This is a genomic window from Bacillus bruguierae (assembly GCF_037104725.1).
Lineage (GTDB): Bacteria > Bacillota > Bacilli > Bacillales > Bacillaceae_G > Bacillus_A > Bacillus_A bruguierae.
The window spans coordinates 436,838-455,165 of sequence record NZ_JBAWSX010000001.1; the positions used below are offsets into that span (position 1 = coordinate 436,838).

Below are 18,328 nucleotides of genomic sequence, written 5' to 3' on the forward strand. Positions count from 1 at the left end.
TTTCTCTTAGCATTAATGTTATATTAACAAAGCGATGAGCTAATTTACGTAAGACGAGAGATATGCTTAAGTGCTAAACACGCGGATGTGGCCGCCTGGTCTCTCGCCGTAAACGCATCAAGACGCCTGCATGACAGGCGTCTTTCTTATTTATATAGAAAATGGTAGCGGAATAGGTTGAAGAGCTTATTCCGCTTTTTTATATTCTTAATCTTGTACACCTCATTCTTTATTGACAAAAGATCTATTCAATACAAATTCATTTTAATGTTTCGACATATCAATTGCTGCTATGCAGAATACGACATAACCGCTACTTGCTTTCTCCTTTTGTTTTAAACCTTGCATGTGGCAGAAAAAGGCCCTGACCGCTTCTATGTATGGCCAGATGCTCTCGCCCACCTAAAAAGCAAGGGGTTTTTAATTTGTATCTATATAATGAGTTAATGCTGCTTTTCGAGATATCTAACTTCGAATCTTCTAAGGGGCATAAAACTTCTACTTTCGGTCAAACTGTAAATAGAAGTTTTTTATTTTCCCTAAAAGAGGTGACAGTATATGAAGTTCATGATCGTTGCTATGCAGATTGTACTAGCTGCGTTTTGTTTGTATCATGAATCGAGTGTAGCATCGGCAGAGAGTTCGGGTAATGAAGCCCAGCAGGAACCTCAAATTACAATCATGTTGCAGCGTATATATTTAGACGGGGAAGTGAGTCAGGAGATTTTTAGAGAAGAAGTTGTGAATTTAGAAAAGCTTTTCGAGCAATATAAAGATTGGCAACTCGTTGATCGAGATGATGTACAAATTGTATTGCAACAGCGCATTGATGATATTTCACCGTTATTAAAAACGAGTGGGTATTTTGGAGTTTCAAAAGAGGGAATTCTCCAAATTTTTAACGGTGTGCCGGAAAATGACAATGCCATTCATTCCTTCTTTCAAATCGATATGAAAAAGATGAAGAGCTATCAGCGTGAACAGCTGAAGCGAGGAATTCGAGTGAAGTCAAAAGAGCGGTTTGTGAAAGTGATGAAAGATATGGAACAATATTCTATGAGAAATGGAAACAGCCGTAGCGTAAGATAGCTACGGCTTGTTTCTTATTTTTGTTTTGCTAAAATCATTTTTCGAGAGCATTCTGTCAATATGAAAATGAAAAATAGGATAGAGAACATTTGTTGGGGGAACCTCGCATTTTTATCGTTATTTATGTTAAAATGGAATACATGATTTGAGAGGGAGAGATACAGTTTTGTTTGAATATATTACAGGTTATGTGGAATATGTAGGACCGGAATATATCGTTCTTGATCATAACGGAATTGGTTATCAGATTTTCACACCAAATCCGTATGTATTCCAAAGAAGTAAACAAGAACTTCGTGTATATACATATCATTATGTAAGAGAAGATATAATGGCCCTTTACGGATTTAAAACACGTGAAGAGCGCTTACTATTTACAAAGCTTTTAGGTGTATCGGGGATTGGACCGAAGGGAGCGCTTGCGATTTTAGCTTCAGGTCAAACGGGGCAGGTTGTACAAGCGATTGAACATGAGGATGAAAAATTTTTAGTGAAGTTCCCTGGCGTCGGGAAGAAAACAGCGCGTCAAATGATTTTAGATTTAAAAGGAAAATTGGCAGATGTTGTGCCTGACGCTTTTGCCGACTTATTCTCAGATGCAGAACGTTTCGATGAGAAGAAAGGAACATCTGCGGAGCTTGATGAAGCACTAGAAGCGCTTAGAGCACTTGGATATGCAGAGCGAGAAGTATCTCGCGTCGTGCCAGAATTATTAAAAGAATCACTTACGACGGATCAATATATTAAAAAGGCACTTAGTCTTTTACTAAATGGTAAGAGGTGAGTAGAATGGACGAACGTCTCGTTTCAGGAGAATCCGCGTATGAAGATGCGGACTTAGAATATTCGTTAAGACCACAAACGCTCCGTCAATATATTGGCCAAGATAAAGCAAAGCATAATCTAGAAGTATTTATTGAGGCGGCGAAAATGCGTGAAGAAACGTTAGATCACGTATTATTATATGGACCGCCAGGACTTGGAAAAACGACATTAGCAAATATTATTGCGAATGAAATGGGCGTGAATATTCGTACAACGTCAGGACCAGCAATTGAACGGCCAGGTGATTTAGCAGCAGTATTAACAGCACTTCAACCAGGTGATGTTTTATTTATTGATGAAATTCACCGTTTACATCGTTCAATTGAAGAGGTGTTGTATCCAGCAATGGAAGATTTTTGTCTTGATATAGTTATTGGAAAAGGCCCGACAGCACGCTCAGTTCGGCTTGATTTACCGCCGTTTACGTTAATTGGGGCAACAACGCGGGCAGGAGCGTTATCTGCACCGCTTCGAGATCGCTTCGGTGTATTATCTCGTTTAGAATATTACACAGTTGATCAGTTGTCAGCTATTGTAAGGCGTACTGCAGAAGTGTTTGAAGTTGAAATCGACTCCTTAGCTGCTTTAGAAATCGCAAGGCGTGCACGAGGTACGCCTCGTATTGCGAATCGTTTATTGCGCCGTGTACGTGATTTTGCACAAGTTCGAGGTGATGGAACGATTACGATAGAAATTGCGCAAATGGCACTTGAACTACTACAAGTAGATAAGCTTGGACTCGATCATATTGACCATAAATTATTGCTTGGTATTATTGAAAAGTTCCGCGGTGGTCCAGTTGGATTAGAAACAGTTTCCGCAACGATTGGAGAAGAATCACACACAATTGAAGATGTGTATGAGCCGTATTTATTACAAATTGGTTTCCTACAAAGAACACCACGAGGCCGTATTGTTACACCGCTTGTATATGAACATTTCGGAATGGAGATGCCACAAGCATGACGGATATGCCAAAGCTGCTCATTACAGTAGGTATTTTCTTCATTGTTGTTGGATTGGCTTGGAAGTTTCACTTTATAGGTAGGCTTCCAGGCGATATTTTTGTGAAAAAGGGGAAAGTTACCTTTTATTTTCCTGTCATTACGTGTATTGTGATAAGTATTGTATTATCTTTTATTATGTATGTAATAAATCGATTTAGATAGAAATAGGTGAACATAAGTTATGGATATTAATCTGTTTGATTTTTATTTACCAGAAGAACTCATTGCACAAATACCACTTGAAGAGCGAGAAACATCAAGGTTAATGGTGCTAGATCGTGAAACTGGCGAGATTCAGCATAAGCATTTTACTGACATTCTTTCTTATTTACATGAAGGTGATTGCTTAGTTTTAAATGAAACGAAAGTAATGCCTGCTCGTTTGCACGGTATAAAAGAAGATACAGGGGCACATATTGAAGTGCTTTTATTAAAGCAAGAAGATGGCGATACTTGGGAGACACTTGTTAAACCGGCGAAACGTGTGAAAGAAGGAACGGTAATTTCTTTTGGTGAGGGAAAACTAAAAGCAACATGTGTTGGAACTGGCGATCAAGGTGGCCGTCATTTAGAATTTTCGTATGACGGTATTTTCTATGAAATTTTAGATGAACTTGGGGAAATGCCGCTTCCTCCGTATATTAAAGAAACACTTGAAGACCGTGACCGTTATCAGACGGTATTTGCACGTGAAGTTGGTTCAGCAGCAGCGCCAACAGCAGGGCTTCATTTTACAGAAGAGCTGTTAGAAGAACTGAAGAAAAAAGGCATTCATTTAGCGTTTATTACGCTTCATGTTGGTCTTGGGACATTTAGACCGGTTTCTGCAGATACAATTGAAGAACATCATATGCATGCGGAATATTATCATATGTCAGCGGAAACAGCAGACCTTCTAAATCGTGTGAAGCAAGAAGGTGGCCGTATTATTACTGTTGGAACAACATCAACGCGTACGCTTGAAACAATTGCAACAGATAATAATGGCAAGATTTGCGCCGCTTCTGGCTGGACTGATATTTTTATGTATCCAGGATATGAATTTAAAGCGATCGATGGTTTAATTACAAACTTCCATTTGCCAAAGTCAACATTAATTATGCTTGTGAGTGCATTTGCAGGAAGAGAAAATGTTCTTCATGCCTACAATGAAGCGGTAAGAGAAAAGTATCGTTTCTTTAGCTTCGGTGATGCGATGTTTGTTGCATCTCACTCTCAAGTAGAAAAGAAATAAAAAGGAGTAAAGATATGACAGCAATACGTTATGAATTAATTAAAACATGTAAACAAACGGGTGCACGTTTAGGACGTGTTCATACACCGCATGGTTCATTTGAAACGCCGATTTTTATGCCAGTTGGAACACTTGCAACTGTAAAAACAATGTCACCAGAAGAGTTAAAAGCAATGGATGCGGGTATTATTTTAAGTAATACGTATCATTTATGGCTTCGTCCTGGTCATGAAATTGTGCGTGAGGCAGGCGGCTTGCATAAATTTATGAACTGGGATCGGTCGATTTTAACAGATTCTGGCGGCTTCCAAGTATTTAGTTTAAGTGACTTCCGCCGCATTGAAGAAGAAGGTGTTCATTTCCGTAATCACTTAAACGGGGATAAATTGTTCCTATCACCAGAAAAGGCAATGGAAATTCAAAATGCACTTGGTTCTGATATTATGATGGCGTTTGATGAGTGTCCGCCGTTTCCGGCAACATTTGAGTATATGAAAAAATCAGTAGAGCGTACGAGCCGCTGGGCAGAACGTTGCTTAAAAGCACATCAGCGTCCAGAGGATCAAGGTCTATTTGGTATTGTACAGGGCGGAGAGTTTGAAGAGCTTCGTCGTCAAAGTGCACGCGACCTTGTTTCAATGGATTTTCCGGGTTACGCAGTTGGTGGTTTATCCGTTGGGGAACCGAAAGATATTATGAACCGTGTGCTTGAATTTACAACACCGCTTCTTCCTGATAACAAGCCGCGTTATTTAATGGGCGTTGGATCACCAGATTCGTTAATTGATGGTGCAATCCGCGGTATTGATATGTTCGACTGTGTACTTCCAACTCGTATTGCGCGAAACGGTACGTGTATGACAAGTGAAGGCCGCTTAGTTGTAAAAAATGCAAAATTTGCGAAAGACTTTGGTCCGCTTGATCCGAATTGTGATTGTTATACATGTAAAAACTATTCACGTGCGTACATTCGTCACTTAATGAAATGTGATGAAACATTCGGAATTCGTTTAACGTCTTATCACAACCTGCATTTTCTGTTAAAATTAATGGAGCAGGTGAGACAAGCCATTCGTGAAGACCGTCTTGGAGATTTCCGTGATGAGTTCTTTGAACAATATGGTTTTAATAAACCGAATGCTAAAAACTTCTAATACATAATAATTAAGGAGGCATAAAAGATGAATCCAGGTATGATGAATATTATCATGATCGTTGCGATGTTTGCGATTTTCTACTTCTTACTAATTCGTCCACAACAAAAACGTCAAAAGGCTGTAGCGCAAATGCAAAGCGAACTGAAAAAAGGCGATGCAATCGTAACAATTGGCGGCTTACACGGTACAATTGAATCTGTAAACGATACAACAATTGTGATTAAATCTGGTGGTTCACACCTTACATTTGATCGCAGTGCAATTCGCGACGTTGTGAAAAACTAATGAAAAAGCCCTGAAAATACAGGGCTTTTTTTTAATATGTTGTGCGCTTACCGATATTGACTCCAAGTATGCCTCCAATTGTACTTGCCGCAATAAGTACAAGTTGATATAGAAGCTGTACGTTCGATAACGCCGATGAAAAGCCTAAATAATTTACAAGAAATACGAGAATAGCAAATACAACTCCAGTAGATCCACCGACAAACCATCCTTTTCCTTGTGCTTTTACTCCAGCAACAAATCCAGCGATTACTGTCGATACAATTGCGAGGACAAGAAGTGCGATGGATAAAGTTCTTTCATTTATGTTTGTAAACTTCAATAATAAAGCAATGATGATACTTGCTAGGCAAGCAAAAATAAGCAAGGTAACGATGCCGAATCCAACTGCAATTGATAATTTTCTAGTTCCATCCATAGAGCATCTCTCCTTTCTAATACAAGCATATTTCTTCTTTTGCTAAGTTAGACTAGTTTCTTTTTGTGCGGGGAAACTAATATATAGAAATTGCGACGAGGAAGGAAATGAAAGATGGAACTACTTCAAATTATCTTTCGAACAATTCTTTTATACAGTGTGATGTTAATTATTTTTCGGCTGATGGGAAAACGCGAAATTGGTGAATTAAGTGTTTTAGACTTAGTTGTATTTATTATGCTTGGTGAAATGGCGGTTATTGCAATTGAAAATATGGATAAAGCAATTTGGCATCAACTCGTTCCGATGGTGCTGATTATGCTTATTCAAATTGTGTTATCCCTTGTCTCGCTAAAAAGTCAGCGTATTCGTCATATATTAGAAGGGGAGCCGGCTATTATCATACGTGAGGGGAAGATTGATGAGAAGCAAATGCGTAAACAGCGTTATAACATGGATGATTTACTTATGCAATTACGCGAGCAAAGTATCGGTGATATACGTGATATAGAGTATGCGATTTTAGAGCCATCGGGAAGATTATCAGTATTTGAAAAACAAAAAAGTAAAAATGACACACCATTATTTTCAGTTCCACTTATTATTGATGGAGAAATTCAGAAAAAACATTTATACATGATGGAACATACCGATATATGGCTGGAGGATAAGTTAAAGAAACTGGGGCATACAGATATTGAGAAGATTTCATATTGTAGTTTTCAAAACGGTCAGTTTTTTGTTGATTTAAAAGATGAGTAAATATATGCTCCAAACAGGACTTCATAGAACTATGTCGAATATGAAAGTGCAAAGAAGTCTGATTTGGAGTGAATGATATGGGAATCGCACTAGAAAAAGCTGCAGTTTCTGACGCGGAATTGATTTATGCGATGCAAGTAGAGGCTTTTCTGCCGTTATTGGAAACATACCAAGATTATAATACGAATCCTGCAAACGAGAAGCTTGATAGAGTCATTACAAGAATTCATAATCCGCATGGTGGATTTTATAAAATCATGTATAATAAGGCCGTTGTTGGTGCTGTATGTGTAGTTTGGAAAGAAGGGACAACCAAGTTTTGGATCAGTCCTATGTTTATTCTTCCGAAGTATCAAGGAAAAGGAATTGCTCAAAAAGTAATATTGTTACTAGAAGAGATGTTCCCGCAAGCAACAAGTTGGGAGTTAGCCACAATTTTAGAGGAAAAACGGAACTGTTATCTGTATGAAAAAATGGGTTTTGTACAGACTGGTGTTAGTAAACGATTGAATGATTGTACAACACTTGTCTATTACCAAAAGCCATTGCAGCTTATGAAATAAAAATCGCCATCGAAATAAATTCGATAGCTGTTTTTATTTTAAAAAAGAAAATTTGCGAAGAATAGGGAGTCTTAGTAATTCTTCTTTTCGAATAATTCGAAAAAGGATTAACAGGAATACATATAGTATCGTAGTAGATAGTACTTCCCATAATGTTTGCTTGCCAAGTGAAGGAGAAAAGGTAAGATGTTTATGTATGTAGTAACCTACTCCCCCGGAGATGATAATAGCAAGTAAACCGTATACATAATCTTTTATATAAATAGTAAACGTAATTTTTTTTAAGACAGTTGCATAGTGAAGTAAAGTAACTGTAACGATATTGGCTGCAATTGCAAGAGCGACGCCCATCATTTGAAACTGTGGTTGTGAGGCCAGGACGAAAATAACAAGTAATTTTACAATTGCTCCGATAAATGTATTCATCATGGCCGCTCGCGCTAAATTTAGAGCTTGTAATACAGAAGTGAGTGGTCCTTGAAAATAGTGAAATAAAAAGCAAGGTGCAAGCACTTGAATGAAAAGAGTAGCGCTATCGGAACCGTACATAAGCGTTAAAATAGGGGAAGCGAATATATATAAAATGACAACAGACCAGCCGCCTGTGATAAGAGAGATGCGTAGCGCTTGCTGTAGTCTATGCTCTACTAAACGACGTTGTTTTTTTGCGTTTGCTTCGCTAATAGAAGGAACAAGTGCCGTAGAAAGAGCATATGTAATAAAGGCTGGCAGAGACAAAAGTGGAAAGGCATATCCATTTAAGATACCGTATTGCTGCGTTGCGATAGAAGCTGCAACTCCGGCAATTGCTAAACTTTGCATAACAACAATTGGTTCGAAAAAGTAAGAAATAGATCCAATTAAGCGGCTTCCTGTTGTAGGAAGCGCAATATCCATTAAAGAATAAAAGGTACTTTTACTTTCTTTTACAGTACTTATAAAATGAGAACGTATGGAAAGATGTTTTTCTCTTTGAAACAATGTTAATAGAAATAACAGAGAAGCAATTTCTCCAAGTACAGCTGAGAGCATGGCACCTGCTGCTGCGTATTCCACTCCATATGGTAAGAAAAAGCGAATGCATACAGCAATAATAGTAATGCGAACGACTTGTTCTAGTACTTGTGCATAGGCACTCGGCTTCATGTTTTGTCTCCCTTGGAAATAACCGCGCAGCACAGAGGAAACAGCAATAACAGGCACAACCGGTAAAATAGCGATTAATGGATAGTAGGTTCGTTTATCAGTTAGTAATGTTTCTGCTAATAAAGGAGCAAGAAGCATAATTCCGATTGTTAATAGAATACTAATGACCGAGGTAATGGCCAATGAAACGGTTAATATTCTTTTAACTTGTTGTTTATCATGTGTCGCCTCTGCTTCAGCGATTAGTTTTGCAATGGCAACTGGAAGACCGATTTGTGTAATGGTAATAGCTAATATAAATGTTGGCACAGCCATCATATATAACCCAACACCTTCTTCGCCTAAAATACGCGCCATCACAATGCGATTAATAAAGCCTAATATTTTTGTAATAAAGCCGGCGAACATTAAAATAAAAGCACCTCGTAAAAAGGTTTGTTTCGTCATTGTTTTCTCCTACCTTCTCAAAATCAGTGGAATGATTTACAATAATTTATATGCATGAATAAGATAAGCATGACAAGCTTTTGAAATGAGAAATCTGTGACCAGAGGGAGATGAGATAGAAGTGGCTGAGAAAGAGGGATTAATAGAAGTGTACCGTGAACAATTACAAATTGTTTTAGACAGTAAAGTGGAAGAGTTTCACATGCTCGGCTATGAACGTGTTACACTAGAAGACGTATGGAAATGTTTAAAGGACAAAAAGTGGAAAAAAGTAGGGCCCGATGTCAGATTGTATGAGCTTGTAAATGATGTGTTAACGTTAACAGCTAGCGATTATATGACATATTTAACGCTGAAGGCGTATCAAGCACCGCTTTGGTCGTTTGATGAATATGAAAATAAATAATAAGGTTGTAATTGGTTTGTTCTTCCTCTTGCAGTATAATAATGAGTATTGATAAAGAGGTAATTTTGGAACAAGCGCTTTTGTTCAAAGGAGGAACAAGAAACATATGGCAAAGCGAAGCAGCAGAATCGTTGCCTTTTTCCTCGTTGTGTTATTAATTGGAGGAATCATTGGAGCAACGACAAAAAACATTACAAAAGGAATTAACCTCGGACTTGATCTTCGAGGCGGCTTTGAAATTTTATATGAAGTAAAGCCAGCGAAAAAAGGGGATAAAGTTACCAGGGATACTCTTGTGAGTACGGTTGGTGCACTCGAAAAACGTGTAAACGTTCTTGGTGTAAGCGAACCGAATATCCAAATTGAAGGAAATGATCGCATTCGTGTGCAGCTTGCTGGCATCAAAGATCAACAGCAAGCGCGAGATGTATTATCAACTCAAGCGAAATTAACGTTCCGTGATGTGAATGATAACATTCTAATGGACGGTGCGGATTTAGCAACGGATGGTGCAAAGCAAACATTTGATGAGCAAGGACGACCAAGTGTTAGCTTAAAATTAAAGAGTGCTGATAAATTCCGTCAAGTGACTGAGAAAATATTAAGCATGAAGCCGAATAATTTAATGGTAATTTGGCTTGACTTTGAAGAAGGAAAAGATTCTTACAAGGCAGAAGCAGCAAAACCAAAACCGAAATATTTATCAGCAGCTACTGTGAATCAAGTGTTTAATCAAGCGGAAGTATCTATTGTTGGTGGAAACTTTACAGTAGAGAGCGCGAAACAACTTTCAGAGTTGTTAAATGCCGGAGCGCTTCCTGTTGATTTAAAAGAAATTTACTCTACTTCTGTTGGAGCAAAATTTGGTGAGCAAGCACTACAAAAAACAATTTTTGCGAGTGCAATCGGTATAGCTCTTATTTTCTTGTTTATGATTGTGTTCTATCGTCTACCTGGTTTTGTAGCGATAATTATGCTTGGTCTATATATTTACATAACGTTACTCGTATTCAATTGGATGCACGCGGTTCTCACATTGCCGGGTATAGCAGCACTTGTGCTCGGGGTCGGAATTGCGGTTGATGCCAACGTTATTACGTATGAAAGGCTGAAAGAAGAACTGCGCATCGGAAAATCGATGTTATCAGCATATCGTGCAGGTAATCAGCGTTCGTTATCAACCATTTTAGATGCGAATGTTACAACACTTGCAGCAGCGGCTGTCTTATTTGCATATGGTAATAGCTCTGTTAAAGGGTTTGCGACAAGTTTAATTGTAAGTATTTTAGTCGGCTTCATTACCAATGTATATGGTACACGTTTTTTACTGAGTTTACTTGTTAAGAGCCGTTACTTTGATAAAAAATATTCTTACTTTGGTGTAAAACCGAAGGAAGTTATTCCGTTATCAAAAGGTGTAGAACATGCACCGACGAAATTTGACCGTATTAACTTTGTTAGTATCGGACATAAATTTTTCTGGTTCTCTGTTGTTGTCATGATTGCAGGTTCAATTATTTTACCAATTTTTAAATTAAACCTTGGGATTGATTTTGCAAGTGGTACGCGCATGGATATTAAAACAAATCAAGCGATAACAGTATCACAAGTACAAAAAGAATTGCATGATTTGAAAATAGATGTGAAGCCAGAAGATATCGTGCCAACAGGTAACGATAATAAAGGATTTGCTGTTCGTACAATTGGTGTACTATCAAAAGATGATATTACGAAAGTAAAAACAGTCTTCCACGATAAATATGGTACAGAGCCAAACGTAAGTACAGTTTCTCCAACAATTGGGAAAGAAATTGCACGAAATGCGTTTATTGCTGTACTGATTGCATCAGTTGTTATCATTTTATATGTGAGCATCCGTTTCCGCTTTACATATGCATTATCAGCAGTATTAGCACTTCTGCACGATGCATTCTTCATTATCGTTGTGTTCAGTTTACTTCACTTAGAAGTCGATCTAACGTTTATCGCAGCAGTGCTAACAATTATCGGTTATTCTATTAACGATTCGATTGTTACGTTTGACCGAAATCGTGAGTTGTACAAACAGAAACAAAAAATTCGCACATTAAGCGATTTAGAAGAGATTGTGAATGCGAGTATTCGTCAAACAATCGGTCGTTCTATCAATACAGTTATGACAGTGTTACTACCTGTTATTACATTATTAATTTTCGGCAGTGAGTCATTGCGTAACTTCTCAATTGCATTATTTGTCGGTTTAATTGTTGGTACTTACTCTTCTGTTTTCGTTGCATCCCAAATTTGGCTGATGCTTGAAAACCGCCGTTTGAAAAAAGGAAAAGGTCAGAAGAAAGTGGAAGTAAAGACATCTGAACCGCAAGTATAAGAAAAATCACTTGAATTTGAACGAAAAGAGATGCCTCTTTGCAGGCATTTCTTTTTTTGTTCTGGGATAGAATAAAGTGAAGGTTAGTGCGGGCTTTTACGGACAGTTATCCCCACCTATCTTCTTTAGAAAAGCGGAAGCGGCTCGCTCAGAATCATAGGACGCCCGCGCCCCTGACGGAGAGGCGTTTTTTGCCTCGTCCGAGGGGGCGAAACGACCGGAGATTCTAGCCGCTAGAGCTGGACAACGTTTTTCGCGGAATCTTGAGGTGGGGGTCTTACTGTCCACGAGTAGCGGGATAACGTGTACGTTGATGAAAGAAAGGGTTTCGATTATGGAAAAAGATGAACGTTTTAAACAAGCGGAGTTTGGGGCAATTATTGGAATTGTCGGCAATATTGTGCTTGCGATTGTCAAAGCAGTCATTGGATATATTGGAAATAGTAAGGCGCTTATGGCGGATGCGGTTCATTCTGGTTCGGATGTGATTGGCTCATTAGCAGTCTTTTTTGGACTGCGTGCAGCAAAGCAACCGCCTGATGAGGATCATCCATATGGGCACGGAAAAGCGGAATCTATTTCTGCAATTATTGTAGCTGTTCTTTTATTTATTGTCGGAATTGAAATTGTTATTTCTTCTGTTAAAGCTCTTACACAAGTGCTTGAGCCTCCGCGCTGGATTACTGTGATTGCTGTACTTCTTTCTATTGTTGTGAAAGAAGGGATGTTTCGATACAAATATCAGTTAGGCAAAAGAATAAATAGTGATGCTATTATTGCAAACGCGTATGAGCATCGTTCAGATGTGTTTTCATCAATTGCAGCTTTAATTGGTATTGGAGCGGCGATTATAGGCGATAAACTGGGAATGGAGTGGCTTGTATATGCTGATCCAGTTGCTGGTTTATTTGTATCTTTACTCGTTATAAAAATGGCTTGGGATATTGGAAAAGAAGCGATTCATACAACGTTGGATCATGTGCTTCATGAGGAAGATATCATTCCGATGAGAGAAGCGGTTATGCAAGTAGAAGGAATTAAGAAAATAGGCTCGCTATATGCAAGAGAGCATGGACACTATGTCATTGTTGATATTAAAGTGTCTGTTGATCCATACATTACGGTAGAAGAGGGGCATCGCATTGGTAAACGTGTGAAAGAGATGCTCATGCAGCAAGATCATGTGCAAAATGTTTTCGTTCACATTAATCCATATTCTCCTGATTAATGTAGGAGAAGGGCTACCTGTAAGAGCCTAATTGGTTAGTCAAACCTCATTGTCACCCCTTAGTCTGTCTAGTATAATAGACAAGTTAAGGGGTGATGTCGTGTTACAACCGAAGACGCGTTGGAAAGAAAAGGATAATAATGAGGAGCTTGTAGGACAATTGGCAAATAAACTTCAATTGTCATCTCTTGTTACTTCGTTATTATTAAATAGAGGTTTAGATACAGAAGAAAAGATTGTGGATTTTTTAAATACAGAGCAGCAAGAATTTCACGATCCTTTTTTACTTAAAGGTATGGATCGTACTGTAGAGCGCGTTCGCCAAGCGATTCAAAACGGTGAACAAATTTTAATTTTCGGTGACTATGATGCGGACGGTGTTAGTAGTACAACCATTTTATTTCTAGCATTGCAAGAACTCGGGGCGGATGTAGAGTTTTATATTCCGAACCGGTTTACAGAAGGGTATGGACCGAATGAAGAAGCGTTTCGCTGGGCGCACCGTGCTGGTTTCTCGCTTATCATTACGGTTGATACAGGGATTGCAGCCGTTCATGAGGCGCAGGTTGCGAAGGAGCTCGGCATTGATTTAATTATTACTGACCATCATGAGCCGCCGCCAGAATTACCGGAAGCTTTGGCTATCATTCATCCGAAGTTAGAGGGTGGCGTATATCCATTTCACTATTTAGCAGGTGTTGGTGTTGCGTTTAAAGTTGCTCATGCATTGCTTGGGAGTGTACCAGAACATTTATTAGAAATTGCTGTTATTGGTACAGTAGCCGATTTAGTGCCTCTTTATGGTGAAAACCGTCTGCTTGTGCAGCGCGGATTGAAAAAATTGCGAACAACGCAGCGAGTGGGACTACAGGCGCTGTTTAAAGTTGCTAATATTTCGCAAGGTGAAATTACAGAAGAAAGTGTAGGGTTTGCAATTGGACCACGCATTAATGCGGTTGGACGATTAGAAGATGCAGCGCCAGCTGTCCATTTATTATTATCAGAAGACATAGAAGAAGCAAAAGAACTCGCACAAGAAATTGATGAATTGAACAAATTACGAAAAGATATTGTAAAGCAAATTACAGAAGAAGCGATTGCAGAAGTAGAAACACATTATCCACCAGAAGAGAATGCAGTATTAGTTTTGGCAAAAGAAGGGTGGAATCCCGGCGTAATTGGGATTGTTGCTTCAAAGCTCGTAGATCGCTTTTACCGTCCGACAATTGTGCTAAGTATTGATCCTGAAAAAGGTACGGCAAAAGGATCAGCTCGTAGTATTGAAGGGTTTGATTTGTACGCGAATTTATCAGATTGCCGGGATATTTTACCGCATTTTGGCGGGCATCCAATGGCTGCTGGTATGACCCTTAGTATAGATGATGTCGATGAATTGCGCCGACGCTTAAACGAGCAAGCTACTGCATTGCTATCAGATGAGGATTTTATCCCGGTTACTACGGTAGATGTAGTGTGTAAAGTGGAAGATGTCACACTTGCTGCAATAGAAGAAATGCAAAAGCTTGCTCCGTTCGGTGTTGGGAATCCAAAGCCGCGCATCGCTGTGAAAGATGCAAGTCTGGAAAGTATTCGTGCTATTGGTTCCGATGGTTCACATTTGAAAATGACACTTCGTGATGGACAAGCGACATTAGATAGCATTGGCTTTGGTTTCGGGACATTGGCAAAAGAAATTTCTCCTGTTGCGCACGTATCGATTGTTGGAGAAGCTTCTATTAATGAATGGAATAATTTCCGTAAACCACAAATTATGGTTCAAGACATTGCTGTAGAAGCTTGGCAATTATTTGATTGGCGTAGTATGCGTAATGTAGAAACGAATTTAGCTGATCTTTCGAGTGATAAATTGATAATCGTCTATTTTAAGGAAGAAGCACTGCAAAAATTTTCTTTAGAAGCATATAACGATTATGTTGTACACGCTAAAGATGTGATAACATTAGAAGATCGTTATGTTGTTGTTCTTGATTTACCAGATGTAACAGAAGATTTAAAGCACATATGTGAAAAAGGATTCCCGGCCCGCATCTATACTGTTTTTTATCAAGAAAACAATCATTTATTTAGTACGGTTCCGACGAGAGAACATTTTAAATGGTACTATTCATTCCTACATCAAAAAGCACCATTTTCGCTTCGTCAATATGGTGAGCAGCTTTGCCGTCATAAAGGGTGGTCAAAAGATACAGTAAATTTCATGACACAGGTGTTTTTTGAGTTAGAATTTGTTACAATAAAAGACGGTGTCATTTTTATGGCGGAAGAAATGAAAAAGCGTGATTTAACGGAATCAAACACGTATCGTGAGAAAATAAACCAATTACAATTAGAAAAGGAACTGGTTTATAGCACATATCAGCAGTTATATGCATGGTTTGAAACGATTCGTAATCATAAAGAAGTAGAACAGTTAGGATAAAGGACTTGTATTTACAACTCTTTTAAATTCGAGGAGGATTCATAAATATGGATTTCAAGCAACATATTGCAATCGTACCAGATTATCCGAAAGAAGGTATTGTCTTTAAAGACATCACACCTTTAATGAACGATGGAAAAGCATATAAAGCAGCAACAGATGCAATCGTTGTGTATGCAAAAGAAAGAAGTATCGACCTTGTAGTAGGACCAGAAGCACGTGGTTTTATTATCGGATGTCCAGTTTCTTACGCATTAGAAGTAGGCTTTGCACCGGTTCGTAAATTAGGTAAATTACCACGCGAAGTAATCAAAGTAGATTACGGTAAAGAGTATGGTAAAGATGTGTTAACAATTCATAAAGATGCAATCAAACCAGGTCAACGTGTATTAATTACAGATGACTTATTAGCTACAGGCGGAACAATCGAAGCGACAATTAAGCTGGTAGAAGAACTTGGCGGTGTTGTTGCAGGTATCGCATTTTTAGTAGAGCTTACTTACTTAGATGGCCGTAAAATGTTAGATGGCTATGACGTATTAGTATTAGAAAAATATTAATCGTAAACAGGACAACATGCGGAGTACCCGTGAATCTCTTTGAGAGGATCGGGTATTTTTATATATGTATTGAAAAAAAGTAAAGTGAAATGTCTCTGAAATCTTTTCCTTTTCACAATTCACACTCATTACGTTATAATGGTAAGATAAAAATTATTCTAATTGGCAAGGAAAAAGATTATGAATCTTCAATAAAAGGTGATTAGATGGCGAATGAACAAGTACTAACAGCTGAGCAGGTACTGGAGAAAGCAGGGCAATATTTACACGATGATGATATCGATCTTGTTGCGCGCGCTTATGAATTTGCACGTGCAGCGCATAGCGAGCAATACCGAAAATCAGGTGAACCATATATTATCCATCCTATTCAAGTAGCAGGAATTTTAGTGGATTTACACATGGATCCGTCTACTGTATCAGCAGGTTTTTTACATGATGTAGTAGAAGATACAGATGTAACATTAGAAGATATTGAACGTGAATTTACAAAAGAGATTGCGATGCTTGTTGATGGTGTAACGAAGCTTGGAAAAATTAAATACAAATCTCATGAACAGCAGCAGGCAGAAAATCATCGAAAAATGTTTATCGCAATGGCGCAAGATATCCGTGTTATTTTAATTAAGCTTGCAGACCGACTTCACAATATGCGAACATTGAAACATTTACCGCAAGAAAAACAGCGCCGCATTGCAAATGAAACATTAGAAATTTTCGCCCCATTAGCACATAGGCTCGGAATTAATACGATTAAGTGGGAATTAGAAGATACGTCGCTTCGTTATTTAAATCCGCAGCAATATTATCGTATTGTCAACTTAATGAAACGTAAGCGTGCAGAACGCGAAGAATATTTAGATGAAGTTATGACGGAAATTCGTGACAAATTAAAAGAAGTCGCGATTCAACCAGAGATTTCTGGTCGTCCAAAGCATATTTATAGTATTTACCGAAAAATGGCGATGCAAAATAAACAATTCAATGAAATTTACGATTTGTTAGCTGTTCGTGTTGTCGTAAATAGTATTAAAGATTGTTATGCCGTTCTGGGTATTATTCATACGTGCTGGAAGCCAATGCCGGGACGTTTTAAAGATTATATCGCAATGCCAAAAGCGAACTTATATCAGTCGCTGCATACGACAGTAATTGGACCGAAAGGCGATCCGCTTGAAGTGCAAATTCGTACGAAAGAAATGCATGAAATTGCTGAATACGGAATTGCAGCACACTGGGCATATAAAGAAGGAAAAACGGCTGAAACAACAGGTACGCTTGAGAAAAAATTAACATGGTTCCGTCAAATTTTAGAATGGCAAAATGAAGCATCGAATGCAGAAGAGTTTATGGAATCATTAAAAATTGATTTATTCTCTGATATGGTGTTCGTTTTTACACCAAAAGGAGATGTCATGGAACTGCCACTTGGCTCTGTTCCAATTGACTTTGCTTACCGCGTTCACTCTGAAATCGGGAATAAAACGATTGGTGCAAAAGTAAACGGTAAAATGGTTACTCTAGATTACAAGTTAAAAACAGGTGACATCATTGAAATTTTAACATCTAAACATTCATACGGTCCGAGTCAGGATTGGGTGAAATTAGCGCAAACATCGCATGCGAAAAATAAAATTCGTCAATTTTTCAAAAAGCAGCGCCGTGATGAGAATATTGAAAAAGGACGCGAGCTTGTTGAAAAAGAGGCGCGAGGCCTTGAGTATGAGATGAAAGAAGTATTAGCATCTGATAACTTAAAGCGCGTTGCTGAGAAATTTAATTTTGCAAACGAAGAAGATATGTTTGCAGCTGTTGGGTATAATGGCATTACTGCATCGCAAATTGTCACACGTCTAACAGATAAATTCCGTAAACAACGCGAAGAGGAAGAGTTAACAGAAGTAAAAGAAGTTCGAAAACCGATGAAAATTCGCAAATGGGATTCTGGTGTGAAAGTAAGCGGAGCGGATAATTTACTTATTCGTTTATCAAAGTGCTGTAATCCAGTTCCAGGTGATGATATCATTGGCTATATTACGAAGGGCCGTGGTGTATCCATTCATCGTACTGACTGTGTAAATATTCATACAGAAGAAGCGCAGGTTAGGTTGTTAGAAGTAGAATGGGAAGGCAGCCCAGAAAAAGAAATTGAATACAACGTTGATATTGAAATTTCAGGATATGACCGCCGTGGTTTATTAAATGAAGTATTGCAAGCTGTAACAGAAACGAAAACATATATTTCGGCTGTTTCAGGAAGAAGCGACCGCAACAAAATGGCGACGATTCATATGTCTATTTCGATTCGTAACTTACAGCATTTGAAAAAAGTTGTCGAGCGTATTAAACGAGTTCCAGAAATTTATGCGGTGCGCCGCATGATGCATTAATAA

17 protein-coding genes are annotated in these 18,328 nt (G+C 38.4%); 15 read left to right on the forward strand and 2 right to left on the reverse strand.

Going from position 1 to position 18,328, the window contains the following annotated elements; genetic code table 11:
- The first annotated feature begins 558 nt into the window (after positions 1-558).
- From WAZ07_RS02150 to yajC, 7 genes are all read left to right on the forward strand, one after another.
- A complete protein-coding gene (locus WAZ07_RS02150) occupies positions 559-1,089 on the forward strand; it encodes a BofC C-terminal domain-containing protein (RefSeq protein WP_336471138.1) in 531 nt (176 codons plus the stop codon).
- A 166-nt stretch (positions 1,090-1,255) separates the two neighbouring features.
- Positions 1,256-1,873, forward strand: a complete 618-nt coding sequence (ruvA, locus tag WAZ07_RS02155; RefSeq protein WP_336471139.1) for a Holliday junction DNA helicase RuvA — start codon at positions 1,256-1,258, stop codon at positions 1,871-1,873.
- 5 nt (positions 1,874-1,878) lie between these two features.
- Entirely contained in the window at positions 1,879-2,880 is a 1,002-nt protein-coding gene (gene ruvB, locus WAZ07_RS02160) for a Holliday junction branch migration DNA helicase RuvB (protein ID WP_139207768.1), read from the forward strand.
- Positions 2,877-3,083 (forward strand): DUF2905 domain-containing protein, encoded by a 207-nt coding sequence (locus tag WAZ07_RS02165; RefSeq protein WP_336471140.1) that lies wholly within the window; start codon positions 2,877-2,879, stop codon positions 3,081-3,083. The genes ruvB and WAZ07_RS02165 overlap by 4 nt, the downstream gene beginning before the upstream one ends.
- A 19-nt stretch (positions 3,084-3,102) precedes the next feature.
- Positions 3,103-4,155: a tRNA preQ1(34) S-adenosylmethionine ribosyltransferase-isomerase QueA gene (queA, locus tag WAZ07_RS02170; protein ID WP_336471141.1), complete on the forward strand. Its 1,053-nt coding sequence runs from the start codon at positions 3,103-3,105 to the stop codon at positions 4,153-4,155.
- A 14-nt stretch (positions 4,156-4,169) separates the two neighbouring features.
- The gene (gene tgt, locus WAZ07_RS02175; protein WP_090919713.1) at positions 4,170-5,309 is read left to right on the forward strand and encodes a tRNA guanosine(34) transglycosylase Tgt; all 1,140 of its coding nucleotides are present in this window, start codon (positions 4,170-4,172) and stop codon (positions 5,307-5,309) included.
- 27 nt (positions 5,310-5,336) lie between these two features.
- A complete protein-coding gene (gene yajC, locus WAZ07_RS02180) occupies positions 5,337-5,597 on the forward strand; it encodes a preprotein translocase subunit YajC (protein WP_090919716.1) in 261 nt (86 codons plus the stop codon).
- 31 nt (positions 5,598-5,628) lie between these two features.
- On the opposite strand, the gene WAZ07_RS02185 is transcribed toward yajC, so the two are convergent.
- Positions 5,629-6,015: a TIGR04086 family membrane protein gene (locus tag WAZ07_RS02185; protein ID WP_090919719.1), complete on the reverse strand. Its 387-nt coding sequence runs from the start codon at positions 6,013-6,015 to the stop codon at positions 5,629-5,631.
- Positions 6,016-6,129: 114 nt separating this feature from the next.
- Between WAZ07_RS02185 and WAZ07_RS02190 the strand changes: the two genes are divergently transcribed.
- Positions 6,130-6,777, forward strand: a complete 648-nt coding sequence (locus tag WAZ07_RS02190) for a DUF421 domain-containing protein (protein WP_336471142.1) — start codon at positions 6,130-6,132, stop codon at positions 6,775-6,777.
- A gap of 77 nt (positions 6,778-6,854) precedes the next feature.
- On the forward strand, positions 6,855-7,340 hold the full coding sequence (locus tag WAZ07_RS02195) for a GNAT family N-acetyltransferase (protein WP_336471143.1): 486 nt from the start codon (positions 6,855-6,857) through the stop codon (positions 7,338-7,340).
- A 33-nt stretch (positions 7,341-7,373) separates the two neighbouring features.
- Here the strand turns inward: WAZ07_RS02195 and spoVB are convergent, their stop codons facing one another.
- Positions 7,374-8,933 carry a stage V sporulation protein B gene (gene spoVB / locus WAZ07_RS02200; RefSeq protein WP_336471144.1) on the reverse strand — a complete coding sequence of 520 codons (1,560 nt, stop codon included), beginning with the start codon at positions 8,931-8,933 and terminating at the stop codon, positions 7,374-7,376.
- A 121-nt stretch (positions 8,934-9,054) separates the two neighbouring features.
- Here spoVB and WAZ07_RS02205 point away from each other — a divergent pair, with 121 nt between their 5' ends.
- The 6 genes from WAZ07_RS02205 to relA all read left to right on the forward strand — a co-directional run bounded on the left by WAZ07_RS02205 (position 9,055) and on the right by relA (position 18,325).
- Complete coding sequence (locus tag WAZ07_RS02205) at positions 9,055-9,339, forward strand: post-transcriptional regulator (RefSeq protein WP_336471145.1); 285 nt, start codon at positions 9,055-9,057, stop codon at positions 9,337-9,339.
- Positions 9,340-9,445: 106 nt separating this feature from the next.
- The gene (secDF, locus tag WAZ07_RS02210) at positions 9,446-11,707 is read left to right on the forward strand and encodes a protein translocase subunit SecDF (RefSeq protein WP_336471146.1); all 2,262 of its coding nucleotides are present in this window, start codon (positions 9,446-9,448) and stop codon (positions 11,705-11,707) included.
- A gap of 334 nt (positions 11,708-12,041) precedes the next feature.
- Positions 12,042-12,935: a cation diffusion facilitator family transporter gene (locus tag WAZ07_RS02215; protein ID WP_090919737.1), complete on the forward strand. Its 894-nt coding sequence runs from the start codon at positions 12,042-12,044 to the stop codon at positions 12,933-12,935.
- A gap of 100 nt (positions 12,936-13,035) precedes the next feature.
- The gene (recJ, locus tag WAZ07_RS02220; RefSeq protein WP_336471147.1) at positions 13,036-15,375 is read left to right on the forward strand and encodes a single-stranded-DNA-specific exonuclease RecJ; all 2,340 of its coding nucleotides are present in this window, start codon (positions 13,036-13,038) and stop codon (positions 15,373-15,375) included.
- A 47-nt stretch (positions 15,376-15,422) separates the two neighbouring features.
- Entirely contained in the window at positions 15,423-15,935 is a 513-nt protein-coding gene (locus tag WAZ07_RS02225) for an adenine phosphoribosyltransferase (RefSeq protein WP_336471148.1), read from the forward strand.
- 206 nt (positions 15,936-16,141) lie between these two features.
- Positions 16,142-18,325 carry a GTP diphosphokinase gene (gene relA / locus WAZ07_RS02230; protein ID WP_336471149.1) on the forward strand — a complete coding sequence of 728 codons (2,184 nt, stop codon included), beginning with the start codon at positions 16,142-16,144 and terminating at the stop codon, positions 18,323-18,325.
- The last annotated feature ends 3 nt before the right edge of the window (positions 18,326-18,328 follow it).

Bases quoted from the DNA above. Each gene is read 5' to 3' on its own strand.
- WAZ07_RS02150 (WP_336471138.1), top strand. From the start codon at position 559: ATGAAGTTCATGATCGTTGCTATGCAGATTGTACTAGCTGCGTTTTGT.
- ruvB (WP_139207768.1), top strand. From the start codon at position 1,879: ATGGACGAACGTCTCGTTTCAGGAGAATCCGCGTATGAAGATGCGGAC.
- WAZ07_RS02165 (WP_336471140.1), top strand. From the start codon at position 2,877: ATGACGGATATGCCAAAGCTGCTCATTACAGTAGGTATTTTCTTCATT.
- queA (WP_336471141.1), top strand. From the start codon at position 3,103: ATGGATATTAATCTGTTTGATTTTTATTTACCAGAAGAACTCATTGCA.
- tgt (WP_090919713.1), top strand. From the start codon at position 4,170: ATGACAGCAATACGTTATGAATTAATTAAAACATGTAAACAAACGGGT.
- yajC (WP_090919716.1), top strand. From the start codon at position 5,337: ATGAATCCAGGTATGATGAATATTATCATGATCGTTGCGATGTTTGCG.
- WAZ07_RS02185 (WP_090919719.1), bottom strand. From the start codon at position 6,015: ATGGATGGAACTAGAAAATTATCAATTGCAGTTGGATTCGGCATCGTT.
- WAZ07_RS02190 (WP_336471142.1), top strand. From the start codon at position 6,130: ATGGAACTACTTCAAATTATCTTTCGAACAATTCTTTTATACAGTGTG.
- WAZ07_RS02195 (WP_336471143.1), top strand. From the start codon at position 6,855: ATGGGAATCGCACTAGAAAAAGCTGCAGTTTCTGACGCGGAATTGATT.
- spoVB (WP_336471144.1), bottom strand. From the start codon at position 8,933: ATGACGAAACAAACCTTTTTACGAGGTGCTTTTATTTTAATGTTCGCC.
- secDF (WP_336471146.1), top strand. From the start codon at position 9,446: ATGGCAAAGCGAAGCAGCAGAATCGTTGCCTTTTTCCTCGTTGTGTTA.
- WAZ07_RS02215 (WP_090919737.1), top strand. From the start codon at position 12,042: ATGGAAAAAGATGAACGTTTTAAACAAGCGGAGTTTGGGGCAATTATT.
- WAZ07_RS02225 (WP_336471148.1), top strand. From the start codon at position 15,423: ATGGATTTCAAGCAACATATTGCAATCGTACCAGATTATCCGAAAGAA.
- relA (WP_336471149.1), top strand. From the start codon at position 16,142: ATGGCGAATGAACAAGTACTAACAGCTGAGCAGGTACTGGAGAAAGCA.